Here is a 15,098-nt window from a genome sequence, read left to right as displayed (position 1 = left end):
CCCGACCCCAATGGACCCCACCCAGAACCATCGACCCGACCCAGACGCCCATTCCCGTCTGATCAGAGACGTGCCGGGAGACAGTCTCAGTAGTTGCAGGAGGAGAGCGACTGCTTGTAGCCGCGGTTGAATGCCTGGATCCGGTCGAGACCGGTGGTGCCGCGTGCCCCGAACGCGCGGTCCTGCCCGGCGAGGTCGAGCAGCGCAGACACCGCCTCGTCGAGGTCGGACGGCGAGAGGTAGAAGTTGTGTCCCGCTGTCCCGGCCGGCACGTTGACGTTTTTGGCGTACGCGCCGCTGTAGCAGACCGCGGCGTTCAACGCCTTGGTCGAGTCCATGTCCGCGCCGAAGAACTGGTGGCGCACTGCCAGGCCCCAACCGACCGAGATCAGCTCGCCCAGCGCGTAGTCGGCCGCTTGGTTGAAGACCAGCGTGACGTTGCCGTTGTCCTCGTCGAACTGCACACCGGGCAGGCTGTAGTACGCGGCGCGGGCGAAGCTGTTGCTGAAATAGACGGTGTTGTCGCTCGGGCAGTAGCCGAACTCGCTCGACGGGGTGCCGCCGCACTTCGGGTGGTCGGCCTGCTTGAGCGAGACCGGCTTGAACGTCTTGTTGATCGTCTTGCCGGCCGCCTTCCAGAACCGGTTGAGGTCGGCCACGAACCCGTTGCTGCTGCTCGTGTCGATCACGTCGCTCAGGGGCTGGTTGCCGCCCGCGGCGTAGTCCGCCGGGTCGTTGAACGGGCGCTCGGTGAACGTACGCTTGAAGTAGTTGTCCGAGTAGCAGTACTTGACGCCGTTCTGCAGCCCGTCGGCGAGCGCCGACAGCCGATCGAACCCGTTGCCGTGCGAGATCTCGTTGATTGTGCCGGGCGTCTGGTCACGGCCGTCGAGGAAACCCTCGAGCGCGTTGTCGAGCTTCTCCGGCGTGGTGTCGACGAAGTGCGCGGACTGCCGCTTCAGGGCCGACGCCGCCCAGGCGCCGGCCGCGCAGTCGGCCTGCGACTCGGTGTAGATGGTCTGCAGGCGCGGCGAGCGGTCGAAGACGCCGAGCCGGTAGCTGATCGCGTGGCCGAACTCGTGGGCGAAGATGAGCGCCACCATCAGGCTGCCGTACTGCTTGGCGAGCTGTGCGAACAAGTGGGTCTGCGCACGGTCCCAGGCGATCGAGTCGTCGATGATGCAGAAGGCGCCGTTGTCGACGATGAAGCTGGAGCTGCGCTTGATGCAGCCCTCCTGCGATGCAGGACCGGTGACCTCGCCCGTGGTCGCGACCTTCAACCCGTCGACGGAGTAGAGCCCGCCCTTGAGCGGCTCCAGCGGCTTCCCGCCCGACACCTTGGGGTACTCCGTCTTCCAGAAGGCCATCACGTCGCTGAGCGCGTTCTTGACCGTCTGGTCGAAGCTGCTGCTCGAATCGCTGCCGATGACCTTGAGGTTCGAGTTCGGCGCGTTGACGGCGGCGGGCTCACCCGTCAGCGCCGACGCGCAGCCGCTCAGGCACAGCGCCGCGACCCCGGCGATGGCGGTGGCTCTCACCCAACGGTGCACTCGACGCCGCACGGCGACTCCCAACCCACGAGGACGCGGAGCGTGATCGGTGCCGATCACGTGGCGGGAGTCTAAACGGACGCGGCGCGCTGCCGCTCGCTCCAGCGCCGATTTGCAAGACTGACGTAATGGGACGGCACTCGGCACCCGACGACGCCGACGAGAGCGCAGACCTCGCCGAGCCCGGCGTCGACCCCGACGGCGCCGGCATTGCGGTCGCGGAGCGCGAGAGCGGGCGCCATTCCCGCGACGGCGACCCCGCGGCGACCGCTCCGTCGCCGGACGGCGCGGACGACGCGCCGCCCGAGCCCGAGCAGCCCGAGCCCGAGCAGCCCGAGCCCGAGCACGGTGACGGCCTGTCCGTCCTGCACGACGCGTTCGACGCGGGCGCGCCCGACGAGCCGCAGCAGGCGGACGAGCAGGGGCCGGAGGAGTCGTCGGCCCAGCAGGTCCCCCGGCACGACGCCCCGACGACCGAGATCCGGCTCGCCGACATCGCCCGGCACGACCGCGCCCTGCCCGAGGAGACCACCGCCAAGATCGCGCCGGTCACCGGCGGCGCCGACCGGCCCCGTCCGCAGCCGTCCGAATCTGTCACCGACGACCCAGCCGTGCCCTCCCCCGGCTCCGATGCCGGCCGCGAGGGCAAGCCCGCGCGGACGGGCGGCCACGCGACCCGTCACGACCTCGCCCTGATCAAGCGCCACGGCGACGTGCGGGCCCGTGCGATCGCCGCGATCGTCGTGCCGTTCGCGGTGTACGTCGTCGTGCTCGCCGTCATGGGCAACCTGACCGTGCACCATCTGATCTGGGTATGGATCCCCGCTATCGTCGCCGGCGTTCTCGTCGGTTTCGTGCTCGACGCCGGGCACCGTCGCTATCCGCACCCGACGGGTGACGCCGGCGTCACGACATCCGAAGGCCCTGCCTGAGCGCCGCGTCCAGTTCGGCCCGTCGCGGCGGGTTCGCGCCGGCCCGCGCGCAGGTGATCGCGGCGACCCACCCGGCGTCGTCGAGCAGCTCGCCCAGGCCGTCCGGCGTGAGACCCGCGAGACCGTCGGTGTTCAGCTGCTGCCGGGCCACCAAACCGTCGAGCAGTCCGGTCATGAAGGCGTCGCCGGCGCCCACCGTGTCGACCATGGCGATGCTGCGCACCGGGCGGGCGACGCCGCCGCCCGCGCAGTACCCCGAGGCGCCGTCGCCGCCCCGGGTCACGACCACGACGCTCGGTCCGCGGTCGAGCCAGTCGTGGGCGACGTCGTCGAGAGCGCGCCGCGGATAGAGGTAGGCGACGTCCTCCTCGCTGGTCTTGACCAGATCGGCGAACGCCAGCGACCGCTCGACCTGCTCCCGAGCGAGCCGCGCATCGGTCTGCAGCCTCGGGCGGACGTTCGGGTCATAGCTGATCGGCAACCGGCCGTGCAGAGCACCGACCAGGCGCTCGACGGCCGCGTCGCCGGGCGGGGTCCAGGACGTCAGCGATCCGAAGTGCAGCGCGTCCACCGTCGCGGGCACCCGGTCGAGTTCGGCGTCGGTGAACACGAAGTCGGCCGTGCCGTCGATGCCGAAGGTGTAGTCGGCGATGCCCGCGCTGAGGTCGACGAGCGCGACGGTCGTCGGTTCGCGGGCCGGGACGGTCAGCGTCAGGTCGACGTCCGAACGTTCTGCGTGCCGTCGCAGCAGGGTGCCGAGCGGGTCCTGCGACAGGCGGCCGATGAACGCCGCGTGGCGGTCGAGCCGGGCGAGCCCGATGGCCACGTTGTAGGGACTGCCGCCGGGACGGGCCAGGCGTGGCTCGTCGTCGCCGTTCTCGACCAGATCGATGAGCGCCTCACCGAGCACCCCGATGACCGGCCCGCGCGTGCTCGTCACGGGCGCAGAGCCTACGCGCGGCTAGGCTCCCGACCCATGAGCGAATCCGTGGTCGACGCCGCGAACACCAGGTTGCAGACCACGATCCCCGTCGCCTGGAACATGGGGGTCCGCTTCCTCGAACTGCGACCCGGCCTGGCGCGCGCCCAGGTCCCCTTCGAGGGCAACGGCAACCACTTCGGCGTCATCTACGCCGGGGTGACGTTCACGGTGGCCGAGACCCTGGGCGGCGCCCTGCACCTCGCCACCTTCGACGCGACGACCCACTACCCGCTGGTCAAGTCGATGACCATCGACTTCCTCAAGCCGGGCACCGGTGCGCTCACCGCCACCACGTCCCTGACCGACGACGAGATCGCGACCATCAGATCGGCCGCCACGCCCGATGCCAAGGTGGACTTCGAGCTCGTCGCGGAGGTCACCGACGACGCCGGCGTCGTCGTGGCGCGGACCCGTGGCGACTACCAGATCCGGCCCTTCGGGCGCTGACCCGGCTCGTCGGACGTGCGCGACCAGGTGGGTCAGGCCGACGGCCGGTACGGGCCGAGCGGTACCGACCGGCCGCCGGCGCGGGCCAGCGAGCTGGGCAGCGGGTGCCCGACGGCGCGTTCGGTGACGCGGGCGGCCGCCACGAGGGCGTCCAGGTCGAGGCCGGTCGCAATGCCCGAGTCCTCGGCCCAGTAGACGAGTTCCTCGGTGGCGATGTTGCCGCTGGCACCCGGTGCGAACGGGCAGCCGCCGAGGCCGCCGATGCTTGCGTCCAGCTGGCGCACGCCGGCCTGTACGGCGGCCAGCGCATTGGCCTGTCCGGTGCCGCGGGTGTCGTGGAAGTGCGCGCCGACCTCGAGGCCGGGGGCCGCGTCGCGGACCGCGTCGAGCAGGTCCACGGCCCGGCGCGGCGTGACCGTGCCGATGGTGTCGCCGAGACAGAGTTGATCGGCCCCCTGCTCCGCGGCCCGGCGCACTACGTCCAGCGTGCGGGCCGGGTCCGTGCGTCCGTCGAAGGGGCAGTCCCAGGCGGTGGCGACGATGACCTCGAGGCTGCCGCCGGCGTCGTGGGCGAGCCGGGCGATCTCGCCGATCGCGGCGGCGGCGTCGTCGGTCGGACGGCCGGCGTTGGCGAGGCTGTGCGAGTCGGCGGCCGAGACCACGTACTCGAGATCGGGGACGCCCGCGTCGACCGCCCGGACGGCCCCGCGGGTGTTGGCCACGAGCGCCGACCAGTGCACGTCCGGCCACGACCCCAGATGCTTGGCGACCTCGTCGGCGTCGGCCAGCGCCGGGACGGCCTTGGGCGAGACGAAGCTGGTGACCTCGATACGGCGGACGCCGGTCGCGACGAGGGCCTCGAGCATGGCCAGCTTGTCGTCGAGCGGGACGGGCGCTTCGAGCTGGAGCCCGTCGCGCATGCCGACCTCGCGGATGTCGATACCGGTGGGCAGGGCGAGCGACGTCATGTGTCCATTATCCGCCGCGGGCCGATCGGCGCGAAGGGTTCGTCAGTGCGCGGCCTGCCAGCTGACCGGCGTCGCCACGGAGGCGCCGAGCAGGTGCATCGGCGTGCGTCGGTCGAGCGTGACGGTGAAGCGGACGGTGCGCGTCTGGCCGGGGCTGCCGGGGGCAATGAGGTGCAGCGCCCGGGTGTGCAGGCCCTCCAGGGGCAGGTCGACCAGCGTGGTCTGGGTGCCGCGGGCGGTAGGGCTCTCCGTGATTCGCAGGTGCAGCAGCGAGCACAGCCGGACGGCTCGCGACGTGCACGGAGCTGCGGTGAGCTCGAGGCTGCCGAGGGAGGAGTGCCCGCTGTTGCGGACCACCACGACGCTGGTGTGCGACGCGCCGGGGGCGAGCGGGGCGCCACCGAGCAGGTCGATGCCGGCACATCCGGCCGGGTCGATCTCGGTGGCCTGGCTCTCGCAGTGCTCGATCCGTCCGCCCGTGTGCTGCGAGAGGGCGATGGACGGGGCGTCGGTCGGGGTCGCCGAGGCGGTGCCCGCGTGGAGGGCGGCGGCCAGGGTCAGCGCCGAGGCGCCCGCGACGGTGAGTGCCTTGCCGCCGGCGACGATTGAGGCGAGAACGGTACCGATGATCGTCATGACTACCTCCCCTGCCACTGGTGTTAAGTGACTGTGAGGTAATGCCCGCTATCGGGACCTTTGAAACACGCAACCGGGACCTTGGTCCCGCTGCTGTCCACGCCGCGTCGATTCGCGTGAGTCGTCAGGAGAAAGGCGAACATTTCGGACGCGACGGAGGCGAGAGTAAGGCCAGCCGACCCCACGGAGCCGATGCCGTCGGCTGATCAGGCGATGATATCGGTTACAGATCGTCGCAGATCTGATTGCGCTGCGTGGTCAGCCGGCAGGCTGCAGCGCCGGGCCCGGTGCGGTCCCGAGTGGGCCTCGCACTGTGGTCCAGAGCGCGGGGAGCAGGCACGCGAGCACGATCGCGACCCAGAACCACAGTGGGATGTGTGGCTGCAGGGTCACCGGGAACTTCCCGTCACTGCGGACGTGCGTCGAGACGACGGTACCGATCTGACCAGGGCGCATGTCGGCGTGAGCACCGCTCGGTGCGCTGAGCCGCAGTGACAGCAGGCCGGTGGACACGTACGAGGCCCGGGCGCCACCGGCGTGCGGCGCCAGGGACAGCGCCACCGCCCCCGTCAACGGCCGGTAGATGATGACGCCGGCCGACAGCACGAGCGAGGCTCCGAGCACCGCCACGGGTTGTCGCCACCGCACCGTCGCCAGCCGGGTGGCGAGGAACCACACCGCCAGCCCGCCCAGGATGAGCAGCGGGGCCGCGCGGACGAGCCAGCCGATCCCCCACCAACGCATCTGCACCGCGCCGACGATGTTGCGCGGGGTGATGCGCCACGGATCGGGTGACGTGATCTGGCCCTTGGTCGTGATCGTGCCGTCGGCGTGCATCGCGTGGATGCGGTGCGTGTAGGTCTCCTTCGAGCCGGGCGGATGAAAGGTGATCAGCTCGCCGACGTGCAGGTCGTGCGGCGACACCGGCTTGACCCACACCAGCGTCCCGACCGGCGCCGCGGTGCCCATCGACGGCGTACGGACGACGAACCAGGTGCCGCCCGTGGCGACCCAGTAGCCGACCAACGCGGTGAAGCCGAGCACCACCAGCAGCAGGGCGCCCGTCAGCACCTGCCGCACCCGGAAGCGGTGCGCAGGTGTACCTGCTGCGGTCGTCCCGGTCATCGGATCACGAACGTCGACCCGGCGGTCGGTGCGTTCCACATGAAGGAAACCTGCCACGAGCCGGTGGTATAGGTGGCCACGATCGGCGCGTAGATGATCAGCCCGGCGAGGTTGGGGCTGATGGTCGACGCGTGGCTCAGCGTGATGGTCGAGCTCTGCGAGGTGTTGGGCTCGGGGTCGGCAATCGAGCCGGACGAGGGCAGCGACGCCAAGGTGGGCGACCCGGGGAACACCGTGGCTGGTGGGTTCGCCATGGTCCAGCTGATGTTCACAGTCGCGCAGGGGTTGGTGGTACCGGATGGATAGCTGGCCGTGTAGACGCCGCTGACCGTAGCACCGTCGAACGAGCCACCCGAGTCGGACAGATTCCACTGCTCGGTCGGTGCGGAATCGAAACTGTAGGTCGTCGGTGTCGCCACGACGCCCGTCGGTGCGGATCCGTCATCATCGACGACGAACCCGGCCAGCGACCCGGCGAAATAGCCGGCGGCGGGTGCCTTGGGAGCCCAGCCGAGGTGCCAGTATCCGGAGTAACTGTCAAGAGCTGCGGGATAGTTCGCACTTCCGGTGCTAGCGGACTTGCCGTCGACCGACACCGTGATCGAGTAGCTGACGATGCTGGCGGCGATCGCCACGTAGGCGAAATGCCAAGCGCCGTCGTTGTACCGCGACACCCCGCTGCCGAGGCCCGGAGTCGTGGTCTTACCGGACTCGGGCACGAACCCGATTTTTCCGGCCGCGTCCAGGTACAGCGTTCGATCCGATGTCATCGTCGTGTCGACGAGCGGGCTGGCGCTGAAACTGAACAGCGGGCTGGCGGACGTCGACGTCGTCTTGAACCAGATGCCCAGCCCGTAGTTCTTGGTGGTGAACGAACCGCTGTTCGTCGGTTCGGTGCTGGCCGTGGCGCTGGCCGCGTAACCTGTCGAGCCGTCGAGGAGCAGGCCGTTGCTGGCGAACTTGCCGCTGCCCGCGACGAACGCGGCGCCGTTGCGGGGGAACATGATGCCGTTCGCGCCGGCGCTCACCGTGTTTGCGCCGTACACCACGCCGCAGCCGGCCACCTTGTAGCTCGAGACCATCGCCGCGGCCGGCGCGGTGCCGCTGTTGGTGATGGAATTCGTCGGACCGGCCGCGCCGGCCGTGGTGGCCGAGGCCGGATACAGCGAGTCGGTGCATGCGGTGGGGACGGTCGCGCCGCTCGCGGTCGCGGTGCAGCCGCTGCCGCCAGCGCTGTTCGTGATGGCCAGCTTTGCCGTCCGGGCCGAACTGTTCGTGTTGTTCAGGTAGGCCTTGGTGAACCCGCCGAGGGTTCCCGACGTGCTCAGCCAGACCAGCGCGACCGCGGCTAGGAACAGGGACGTCGCCGTCCTGGTGATCCTGCGCGAGAGGTCCATGCCTGGCTTCCTGGTGGGGGGCTGGTTCTACGTGGCCGGCGGCCTTGCGGTTGCCCGCAAGGCCGCCGTACATCAAGCGGTGTCTCAGGCGTCGAGCTCCCACCGCAGGCCCTGGGTGACCGTGATCCCGCCGTCGAGGGGCGAAGCGGTGGCGCTGAGGGACACGGTGAAGGTGCAGGTGATCGAGGCATTCTTGGCGATGGTCGCGGTGTGCGTCTTGGACGTGAAGGCGCTCGCGGCCCCGTTGTAGGCCAGGTCGGTGTATGCGCCGGTGGCCGAGGCGGACGAACCGTCCACGCAGCTCACAGCCAGGTTGAGGTCGGTAGCCGTGGCAAGGCAGAGGTTCGCAGGGTTCCCGGTGCTGACACTGCCGGCTGCGGGAGTCTGCGAGCAGCTGCTTGCCGGTGCGGACAGGATGAGCTTGCTCGCCGGGCCCGAACCGATGTTGGTCAGGGTGACGGAGGACGCCTGAGATCCACCCGGGGCCAGCGGCGTCGTGGTGCCACCGTACTTGTTGATCTCCGTGCACGTAGAGGTGTTGGTGAACCCGCTGTTCGACGACTGGCAGTCGGCGTACACGGTGGGGTTCGCGCCGGTCGCAACCTCCTGCAGGACGACGGCGTTGGTGGTGGCCACCGTGTTGTTGTTGTTGTTCAGGATGGCGGCGGTCCAGCTCGACAGGGTGCCGGATGCGCCGAGCACGAGCAGGCCGGCCGCGAGCACGCCGCTGATCCAGGCGAGCGGGACGAAGCGGATGCGGCGGGGCTTCGGGGTGGCCGAGTCGGTCATGGGACCGGCTCCTTTCGGGTGGAAGTGAAGTTCGTGTTTGGTTGAGAAAACAATGACTGACGCGGAGTGGGCACGTCAAGTCTCTGTAAAGAGTCGGGACCTTTGGCGGGATGATGGCGTCGGCGAGAGACTTTGATCCCGAGACGTCGGGACTTTGAGACCGAGAGACACGATGACCTGCGGCGTTCGCGCCGCGTTGTCGGAATCGGCCAGGAGCCTGGCGTCGGCCGACGACCTACGACGAGCGGGTCGGCGTCATCAACGGCGGGAGGCGGCCTCGGACGCACCCAAACCGGCTGCGGTCCGGCGGGCATTGATCAGCACGACGGCGAGGGTGAGGGCGGCCAGCGCCGCAGCGGCGAGCAGAAGGTCGCGGTACGACGCGAACCCGTGCAGGCCGGCCAGCACGATCGGTACCGCGAAACCCAGGTAGGTCAGCGCGTAGTAGACCGCGGTGAGAGCGGCCAGCTCGTCCAGCGGTGCGATGCGTTGGGTCTCAAGCAGCCCCGCGACGAGGCAGAACCCGTAGCCCGCTCCGAGCAGCAGGCCCGCGGCCACGGCGAACAACGGCTGACCGGTGACGGCAGTGATCGCCTCGACCGCGCACCCCGCCACGCACGCGGCGAGACCGACGGTCATGGTGCGCACGTCGTCGTCGGCATCCAGGCGACGGGCCAACGGCTGGACGAGCACGCCGGTGCCGAGCGTCAGGCCGGCGAGCAATCCGGCGAACGCGACCTTCAAGGAACCGGTGTGGGCACTGACCAGGGCCGGCCCCACGGTGAGCGAGATCGACGCCGCGGTGAACACCCACGGGGCGAGCGGGGCGACGACACCGCGGAAGCGCGGTGCCGCAGCCGACCGCACGACGACACGAGCCCACACCGATCCGCGGTGTGGGGTGACCGTCTCGGGTGCCGTCCACACGACGGTGCCGGCGGCGACGATCACGACGAGATGCACGAGGTACGGCGTCACGAGCGGACCCGGTGCCCATTGCGACACCGCGCCGGCCGCCAACGGGCCGAGCCCGAACCCGGCCGACAGCGCGATCGCGGCTCGGCGGGCGCCGGCGTCGGCGCCGTCCGGCACCCGCGCCGACAGCTCCTTGACCCAGGCCGTCCCGGGCGCGAAGACCAGACCGGAGGCCAGCCCGGCGAGCAACCGGCCGACGTAGAGCCACACCTGCCCGTCGACGCCGGCGATGAGCACGCCGGACGCGACGATCGACACGACGACCGCGCACCGGGCGAGCGGGCGGCGTCCGTAGCGGTCGGACAGCGGGCCGCCGATGAGCAGGGCGGGGATGAGCCCGACCGCGTAGCTGCCGAACAGCGCGTCCGCGGCGCCGGCCGAGACGCCGGCGTGTTCGCGGTAGGCCAGCAGCAGCGACGCAAACTGGTTGGCGCCCCAGCCGACGGCGAACATGGCGACTGCGGCCCGGACCCACGCCGCACGTTCCGTCCGGGGCGTGGGCACGGGCTCCATCATGGCCGGACGATCGAGACGCACCTGATGCGGGCAGGCTGTCCGGGTGAGCATCGGAGCCGACCTGCACCGTTTCGTCACGGCCCAGGACGACGGCGGCACCTACGCACGTGCCCTTGCCGAACTGCGCGCCGGGCGCAAGGTCACCCACTGGATGTGGTTCGTCTTCCCCCAGGTGGCCGGGCTCGGCCACAGCGCGACCGCGCAGTACTTCGCGCTCGAGTCGCTGGCCGAGGCGCGCGCCTACCTCGCCCACGACGTGCTGGGCCCGCGGCTGCTCGAGAGCGCGACGGCGCTCACCGAGCTGACGGGCCGCAGCGCACCGGTGGTGTTCGGTGACGTCGACGCGGTCAAGCTGCGCTCGTCGATGACGCTGTTCCTGCACGCGGACAGCGCCGAGCCGGTGTTCGCGGTCGTGCTCGCGAAGTTCTTCGACGGCGCCGAGGACCCGGCCACGGTGGCGATCCTCGAGGAACAATCGTCTGGTCGTTGACGCACCTCGTACGGAGCGAGGTGCAGCGCGATCAGCGGCGGCGGCGCCACCGGCGCGGACGGGCGGGCGGTTCGGGGGAGGTCTCGGCCGCGACCGCCGCGGCACGTACCTCGTCGAGCGCGGCCCGGTGGGCGCGCCATTGCTCGACCGCCGGTTCCACCGGCACCCGCTTGACCCGGAACGGGACGCCGGTCTGCGGACGGGCGTGCTCGACGTCGATGCGCGTGTTGAGCTCGGCCACGATCTCGCGGACCCGCACCTCGCTGCGTTCGCGGACGAGGCGGTCGGGCAGCGTCTCGACCTCCTTGGCGACCGCGAGTGCGGGCGGCAGCACCGTCGTGATGTCGGTGTCCTCACGACGCAGGTAGGCCGCCACCCACGCCAGCTCGTGCTGCGGCTGCCCGAGACCCGGGATCGGTCGCCCGGCGCCCGGCAGGTTCTCGAAGGCGCCGGCGCGCTCGGCGTCGCGGATCTGCAGCTCGACCCAGTCCGGGACCGACATGTCCGACGGCTTGCGGGTGGTCACCGTGTCGATTTTACGACGGCGCGGCCGCCAGACGCAGCGACGCCGGCCGACCCGCGGAGGGTCGACCGGCGTCGATGGTGGTCGTGCAGTTACTTCTTGACGAGCCCGTTCGCCTGGAGGAACGCCTTGGCGACGACGGCCGGCTCCTTCTGGTCGATCTGGACGGCCTTGTTCAGCGCGATGATCGCGCTGGTCGTGAGCAGCGAGCTGACCTTGTTGCAGATCGCGGTGAACGCCGGGCCCATCTGGGCCAGCTTCTTCTGGTTGATCACCGGGACCACGTTCTGGAACCCGAAGATGCCCTTGGTGTCGGTGAGCACCGCGTACTTGCCGCCGGCCAGCTGACCGTCGGTCGTGAAGATGGCGATCGCGTTGATCTTGCCCTGGTCGATGGCCTGGTACTGGGTGCCGATGGTGAGCGGCTTGAACTGGATCTTGTTCAGGCCGTACGCCTGCTTCAGGCCCTTGACGCCCTGGAAGCGAGTGGCGTTCTCCGGCGGGCCGCCGTAGGTGAACGAGCCCACCTTGCTCATGTCGCCGATGGTCTTCAGACCGTTCTTCTCGGCGTAGGACTTGTTGACCGCGAACCCGTCGGCGTCCTGGAACGGCGTGGGCTTGAGCACGGCGAACCCGCGACCGTTCTCGTACTTGGTGGCACCGGCGAGGGTGATCGCGGCGCTCTTCGGCTGGTCACCGAGCTTCGCGAGCTCGGTGTAGATGACACCCGTGTACTCCGGGATGCCGTCGATCTTGCCCGACTGCAGGGCCTTGTCGGCGATCTCGGAGCTGCCCAGGTTGCCCTTCAGCGTGACGTTGTACCCCGCGGCCTGCAGCGCCTGCTGGTAGAGCGCACCGAGCAGGTACTGCTCGGCGAAGTTCTTGTCACCGAGGATGAACGACTTGCCCTTGCCCGGCTGGGTCTTGAGGTAGTCGGTGGTGTCGCCGCCGGAGCTGGCCGACGCCGACCCCGCACCCGAGGCGCCTGCACCCTTGGAGCTCCCCGAGCCGCCTCCGCTCGAACCGCACGCCGCCATGGTGGCAGCCAGGGCCAGACCCGCGCCGAGAGCGGCGATCCGGGTCAGCGCTCTGTTCTTCTTCATCAGGTGGATCTCCCTTTTTCGAGTTGCAGCGACGGGTTCTCGTCGCTTTCGGTCGAGTTCTGTTCGTCGTCCGACGTGGACTCGAGAGCGTCGCCGCCGCCGGCGGCGACGATCGTCTTGGTCTGGGTCGACGAGCCGAACCGACGTCGGCCACGACCGGACGAGATGCGCATGCCGGCCGGCGTGACCAGCCGTTCGATCAACAGGAACAGGCCCTGCGAGACGAACGCCAGCACGATCAGCACGTAGGACGCGCCGATGACGCCGGCCGCCCCGTAGGAGGCCTCGTTGGAGATGATGTCGCCGAGGCCGCCGCCGCCGAAGATGCCGCCCAGCGTGGCGGTGGCGATGACGAACACGGTGGCGGTGCGGATGCCGGCGAAGATCAGCGGCAGCGCCGGCGGCAGCTCGACCTTCGTGACCACCTGCCACGGGCGTAGGCCGATGCCCTTCCCCGCGTCGACGGTGTCCGCGTCCACCTGGTCGATGGCCACGTAGGTGTTGGTCAGGATCGGCGGGGCGGCGAGCACCACGAGCGCGATGATGACGTCGGTCTCGCCGATGCCCACCAGGGGCAGCAGCAGGGCCAGCACACCGAGGCTGGGCAGGGCTCTGCCGATGTTCGAGACGTTGATGGCCAGGAACGAGAACCGGTGCAGGTGCCCGAGCAGGATCCCCAGCGGTACCCCGATGACGATCGCGATCGCCACCGCCTCGGCCGAGATCTCGATGTGGGAGACCAACCGGTTGACGACGTAGGTGTGGCGGTCGTTGAGGAAGCTGAACGCCTTGACGAAGTTGTTGCTCACCGGCCGGTCACCTGCTCCGCCGGGCCGAGGCCCACGGCGTGACGAGGCGCTGCGAACCGGCGAGCAGCGCGTCCGCGACCAGGGCGAGCAGGACGCACAGCGTGCCGGCCGCGATGAACTCGGTGTTGAAGTTGCCCTTGTTCAGCGCGTCGAAGATGGGCTTGCCCAGCCCCTGCGGCAGGACGAAGGCGACGACGGTGACGAGCGAGACGAGCGTGACGGCGGCGACCCGGATGCCGGCGATGATCGTGGGCAGCGCGAGCGGGAGCTCGACCTTGCGCAGGATCTGACCGTCGGTCAGGCCGGCCCCGCGGGCGGCGTCGAGTACCTCCGGGGACACACCGGCCAGCCCGGCCAGGGTGTTGGTGAACAGGATGAGCAGCGTGTACGACACCAGCGCCAGCTCCACCGTCAGCCGGTTGATGCCGGTGATCGGCACGAGGATCTCGAAGGCGGCCAACGACGGGACGGTGTAGAGCAGGCTGCCCAGGAAGGTGACCGGGGCGGCCAACCACCGCTGACGGTGGGCCACGACGGCAAGGGTGAACGAGATCGCGAAGCCGATGACGAGCGCGATCAGCGTCAGCTCGATGTGCTGGATCAGCGCCGGCTTGAGAACCGGGCTCCAGTTCGTCTTGAGCCAGTCGGTGCAGAAGGTGTCGTTGTCCTTGACGCACTTCGACGTCGTGCCGAAGGTCGGGATGACCGGCCCGTCAGCGAGCGCGATCGTCGCGGCGACCACTGCGTCAGCCCTTCGCCAGGTCGGGCGCGACCGTGTTCGTCCGGCCGCGGTGCAGCACCTGGTTGATCAGCTCGATGGACACGAAGCCGACCCGCTGGCCCTCACCGTTCTGGACCTGCAGCGGCCGCAGCGAGTCGGTCATCATCAGCGACAACGCGTCGCGCAGCGTGGCGTCGACCGAGATGGTCTGGCCGTGGCCGCCGGCGTCGGCACCCTGGTCGAGGTCGATGTCGGACAGCCGCGACAGGGCCAGCCGCTTGAGGCCACGGTCGGCGCCGACGAACTGGGCGACGAAGTCGTCGGCCGGCGCCGCCAGGATGTTGTCGGGGGTGTCGTACTGCACCAGCTCGCCACCCTCGCGCAGGATCGCGATGCGGTCGCCCATCTTGATCGCCTCGTCGATGTCGTGGGTGACGAAGACGATCGTCTTGCGGATGTCGCGCTGCAGGCGCAGGAACTGGTTCTGCAGGTTGTCGCGGTTGATGGGGTCGATGGCCCCGAACGGCTCGTCCATCAGCATCAGCAGCGGGTCCGCGGCGAGCGCGCGGGCGACCCCGACGCGCTGGCGCTGGCCACCGGAGAGCTGGCTCGGGTACCGCTTGCCCATCTCGGCCGGCAGGCCGATGAGCTCGAGCAGCTCGGCCGAGCGGTCGCGGATCCGCTTCTTGTCCCAGCCCAGCAGCTTGGGGACGGTGCCGATGTTGTTGGTGATCGTGAGGTGCGGGAACAGCCCGACGTTCTGGATGACGTAGCCGATCTCGCGGCGCAGGGTCACCTCGGACTGGGCGTTCACGCTCTTCTCGCCCAGCAGGATGTCGCCGCCGGACATCTCGATCATCCGGTTGACCATCCGCATCGCGGTCGTCTTGCCGCAACCGGAGGGGCCGACGAGAACGCAGACCTCACCCGCGGGCACCGTGAAACTGAGATCGCCGATGGCCGGCGTCTCCGTACCGACGTATCGCTTGGTGACGTTCTGGAACTCCAGCGGGGCCGCGCTGGGACTGCTCACCGGGCGAGGGCCTCTGATGCGCGCAGGATGTTCGATTCGTTCACTTTCGTCCGTACCTCTCTCGGTCGCAAAGTTGCCCGACTATAGCTGCCGGCCGGGCCG

At 69.9% G+C, this 15,098-nt stretch carries 16 protein-coding genes; 3 read left to right on the top strand and 13 right to left on the bottom strand.

The features are described 5' to 3' along the window. Positions 1 to 86: 86 nt before the first annotated feature. Entirely contained in the window at positions 87 to 1,538 is a 1,452-nt protein-coding gene (locus tag ACFFCA_RS15230; RefSeq protein ID WP_375486259.1) for a hypothetical protein, read from the bottom strand. A 140-nt stretch (positions 1,539 to 1,678) separates the two neighbouring features. On the opposite strand from ACFFCA_RS15230, the gene ACFFCA_RS15225 reads away from it, so the two are divergent. Continuing rightward, positions 1,679 to 2,482: a hypothetical protein gene (locus tag ACFFCA_RS15225; RefSeq protein ID WP_375486257.1), complete on the top strand. Its 804-nt coding sequence runs from the start codon at positions 1,679 to 1,681 to the stop codon at positions 2,480 to 2,482. Here ACFFCA_RS15225 and ACFFCA_RS15220 read toward each other — a convergent pair. Beyond that, positions 2,457 to 3,422 carry a carbohydrate kinase gene (locus ACFFCA_RS15220; protein ID WP_375486255.1) on the bottom strand — a complete coding sequence of 322 codons (966 nt, stop codon included), beginning with the start codon at positions 3,420 to 3,422 and terminating at the stop codon, positions 2,457 to 2,459. The genes ACFFCA_RS15225 and ACFFCA_RS15220 overlap by 26 nt on opposite strands. A 36-nt stretch (positions 3,423 to 3,458) precedes the next feature. On the opposite strand from ACFFCA_RS15220, the gene ACFFCA_RS15215 reads away from it, so the two are divergent. Continuing rightward, positions 3,459 to 3,911 carry a YiiD C-terminal domain-containing protein gene (locus tag ACFFCA_RS15215; RefSeq protein ID WP_375486253.1) on the top strand — a complete coding sequence of 151 codons (453 nt, stop codon included), beginning with the start codon at positions 3,459 to 3,461 and terminating at the stop codon, positions 3,909 to 3,911. Positions 3,912 to 3,943: 32 nt separating this feature from the next. Here the strand turns inward: ACFFCA_RS15215 and ACFFCA_RS15210 are convergent, their stop codons facing one another. The 6 genes from ACFFCA_RS15210 to ACFFCA_RS15185 all read right to left on the bottom strand — a co-directional run bounded on the left by ACFFCA_RS15210 (position 3,944) and on the right by ACFFCA_RS15185 (position 10,305). Beyond that, positions 3,944 to 4,879 carry a hydroxymethylglutaryl-CoA lyase gene (locus tag ACFFCA_RS15210; protein WP_375486251.1) on the bottom strand — a complete coding sequence of 312 codons (936 nt, stop codon included), beginning with the start codon at positions 4,877 to 4,879 and terminating at the stop codon, positions 3,944 to 3,946. A gap of 42 nt (positions 4,880 to 4,921) precedes the next feature. Then, the gene (locus tag ACFFCA_RS15205) at positions 4,922 to 5,515 is read right to left on the bottom strand and encodes a hypothetical protein (RefSeq protein WP_375486249.1); all 594 of its coding nucleotides are present in this window, start codon (positions 5,513 to 5,515) and stop codon (positions 4,922 to 4,924) included. Positions 5,516 to 5,773: 258 nt separating this feature from the next. After that, positions 5,774 to 6,640, bottom strand: coding sequence for a hypothetical protein (locus ACFFCA_RS15200; protein ID WP_375486247.1), 867 nt, complete (start codon positions 6,638 to 6,640; stop codon positions 5,774 to 5,776). Beyond that, entirely contained in the window at positions 6,637 to 8,037 is a 1,401-nt protein-coding gene (locus ACFFCA_RS15195) for a hypothetical protein (protein ID WP_375486245.1), read from the bottom strand. Before ACFFCA_RS15195 ends, ACFFCA_RS15200 begins: the two co-directional genes overlap by 4 nt. An 84-nt stretch (positions 8,038 to 8,121) precedes the next feature. Beyond that, entirely contained in the window at positions 8,122 to 8,826 is a 705-nt protein-coding gene (locus ACFFCA_RS15190; protein ID WP_375486243.1) for a hypothetical protein, read from the bottom strand. 258 nt (positions 8,827 to 9,084) lie between these two features. Then, a complete protein-coding gene (locus tag ACFFCA_RS15185; protein WP_375486241.1) occupies positions 9,085 to 10,305 on the bottom strand; it encodes an MFS transporter in 1,221 nt (406 codons plus the stop codon). Between the two features lie 55 nt (positions 10,306 to 10,360). Between ACFFCA_RS15185 and ACFFCA_RS15180 the strand changes: the two genes are divergently transcribed. Next, positions 10,361 to 10,807 (top strand): DUF1810 domain-containing protein, encoded by a 447-nt coding sequence (locus ACFFCA_RS15180; RefSeq protein ID WP_375486239.1) that lies wholly within the window; start codon positions 10,361 to 10,363, stop codon positions 10,805 to 10,807. A gap of 31 nt (positions 10,808 to 10,838) precedes the next feature. On the opposite strand, the gene ACFFCA_RS15175 is transcribed toward ACFFCA_RS15180, so the two are convergent. The 5 genes from ACFFCA_RS15175 to ACFFCA_RS15155 all read right to left on the bottom strand — a co-directional run bounded on the left by ACFFCA_RS15175 (position 10,839) and on the right by ACFFCA_RS15155 (position 14,996). Further along, positions 10,839 to 11,333, bottom strand: a complete 495-nt coding sequence (locus ACFFCA_RS15175; protein ID WP_375486237.1) for a DUF1992 domain-containing protein — start codon at positions 11,331 to 11,333, stop codon at positions 10,839 to 10,841. A gap of 89 nt (positions 11,334 to 11,422) precedes the next feature. Further along, positions 11,423 to 12,433: a glycine betaine ABC transporter substrate-binding protein gene (locus ACFFCA_RS15170; RefSeq protein WP_375486235.1), complete on the bottom strand. Its 1,011-nt coding sequence runs from the start codon at positions 12,431 to 12,433 to the stop codon at positions 11,423 to 11,425. Further along, entirely contained in the window at positions 12,433 to 13,242 is an 810-nt protein-coding gene (locus ACFFCA_RS15165; RefSeq protein WP_375486233.1) for an ABC transporter permease, read from the bottom strand. Before ACFFCA_RS15165 ends, ACFFCA_RS15170 begins: the two co-directional genes overlap by 1 nt. Positions 13,243 to 13,249: 7 nt before the next feature. Further along, positions 13,250 to 13,984, bottom strand: a complete 735-nt coding sequence (locus ACFFCA_RS15160; RefSeq protein ID WP_375486231.1) for an ABC transporter permease — start codon at positions 13,982 to 13,984, stop codon at positions 13,250 to 13,252. 4 nt (positions 13,985 to 13,988) lie between these two features. Further along, a complete protein-coding gene (locus ACFFCA_RS15155; RefSeq protein ID WP_375486229.1) occupies positions 13,989 to 14,996 on the bottom strand; it encodes an ABC transporter ATP-binding protein in 1,008 nt (335 codons plus the stop codon). Positions 14,997 to 15,098 lie beyond the last annotated feature (102 nt).

It is taken from the genome of uncultured Jatrophihabitans sp., assembly GCF_964252635.1.
Taxonomy (GTDB): domain Bacteria; phylum Actinomycetota; class Actinomycetes; order Mycobacteriales; family Jatrophihabitantaceae; genus Jatrophihabitans.
This window is presented reverse-complemented; position numbering and strand designations above follow the sequence as displayed.

Excerpts from the sequence above, each read along its gene's own strand:
- ACFFCA_RS15225 (WP_375486257.1), top strand. The coding sequence starts at position 1,679 with ATGGGACGGCACTCGGCACCCGACGACGCCGACGAGAGCGCAGACCTC.
- ACFFCA_RS15215 (WP_375486253.1), top strand. The coding sequence starts at position 3,459 with ATGAGCGAATCCGTGGTCGACGCCGCGAACACCAGGTTGCAGACCACG.
- ACFFCA_RS15210 (WP_375486251.1), bottom strand. The coding sequence starts at position 4,879 with ATGACGTCGCTCGCCCTGCCCACCGGTATCGACATCCGCGAGGTCGGC.
- ACFFCA_RS15205 (WP_375486249.1), bottom strand. The coding sequence starts at position 5,515 with ATGACGATCATCGGTACCGTTCTCGCCTCAATCGTCGCCGGCGGCAAG.
- ACFFCA_RS15200 (WP_375486247.1), bottom strand. The coding sequence starts at position 6,640 with ATGACCGGGACGACCGCAGCAGGTACACCTGCGCACCGCTTCCGGGTG.
- ACFFCA_RS15195 (WP_375486245.1), bottom strand. The coding sequence starts at position 8,037 with ATGGACCTCTCGCGCAGGATCACCAGGACGGCGACGTCCCTGTTCCTA.
- ACFFCA_RS15190 (WP_375486243.1), bottom strand. The coding sequence starts at position 8,826 with ATGACCGACTCGGCCACCCCGAAGCCCCGCCGCATCCGCTTCGTCCCG.
- ACFFCA_RS15170 (WP_375486235.1), bottom strand. The coding sequence starts at position 12,433 with ATGAAGAAGAACAGAGCGCTGACCCGGATCGCCGCTCTCGGCGCGGGT.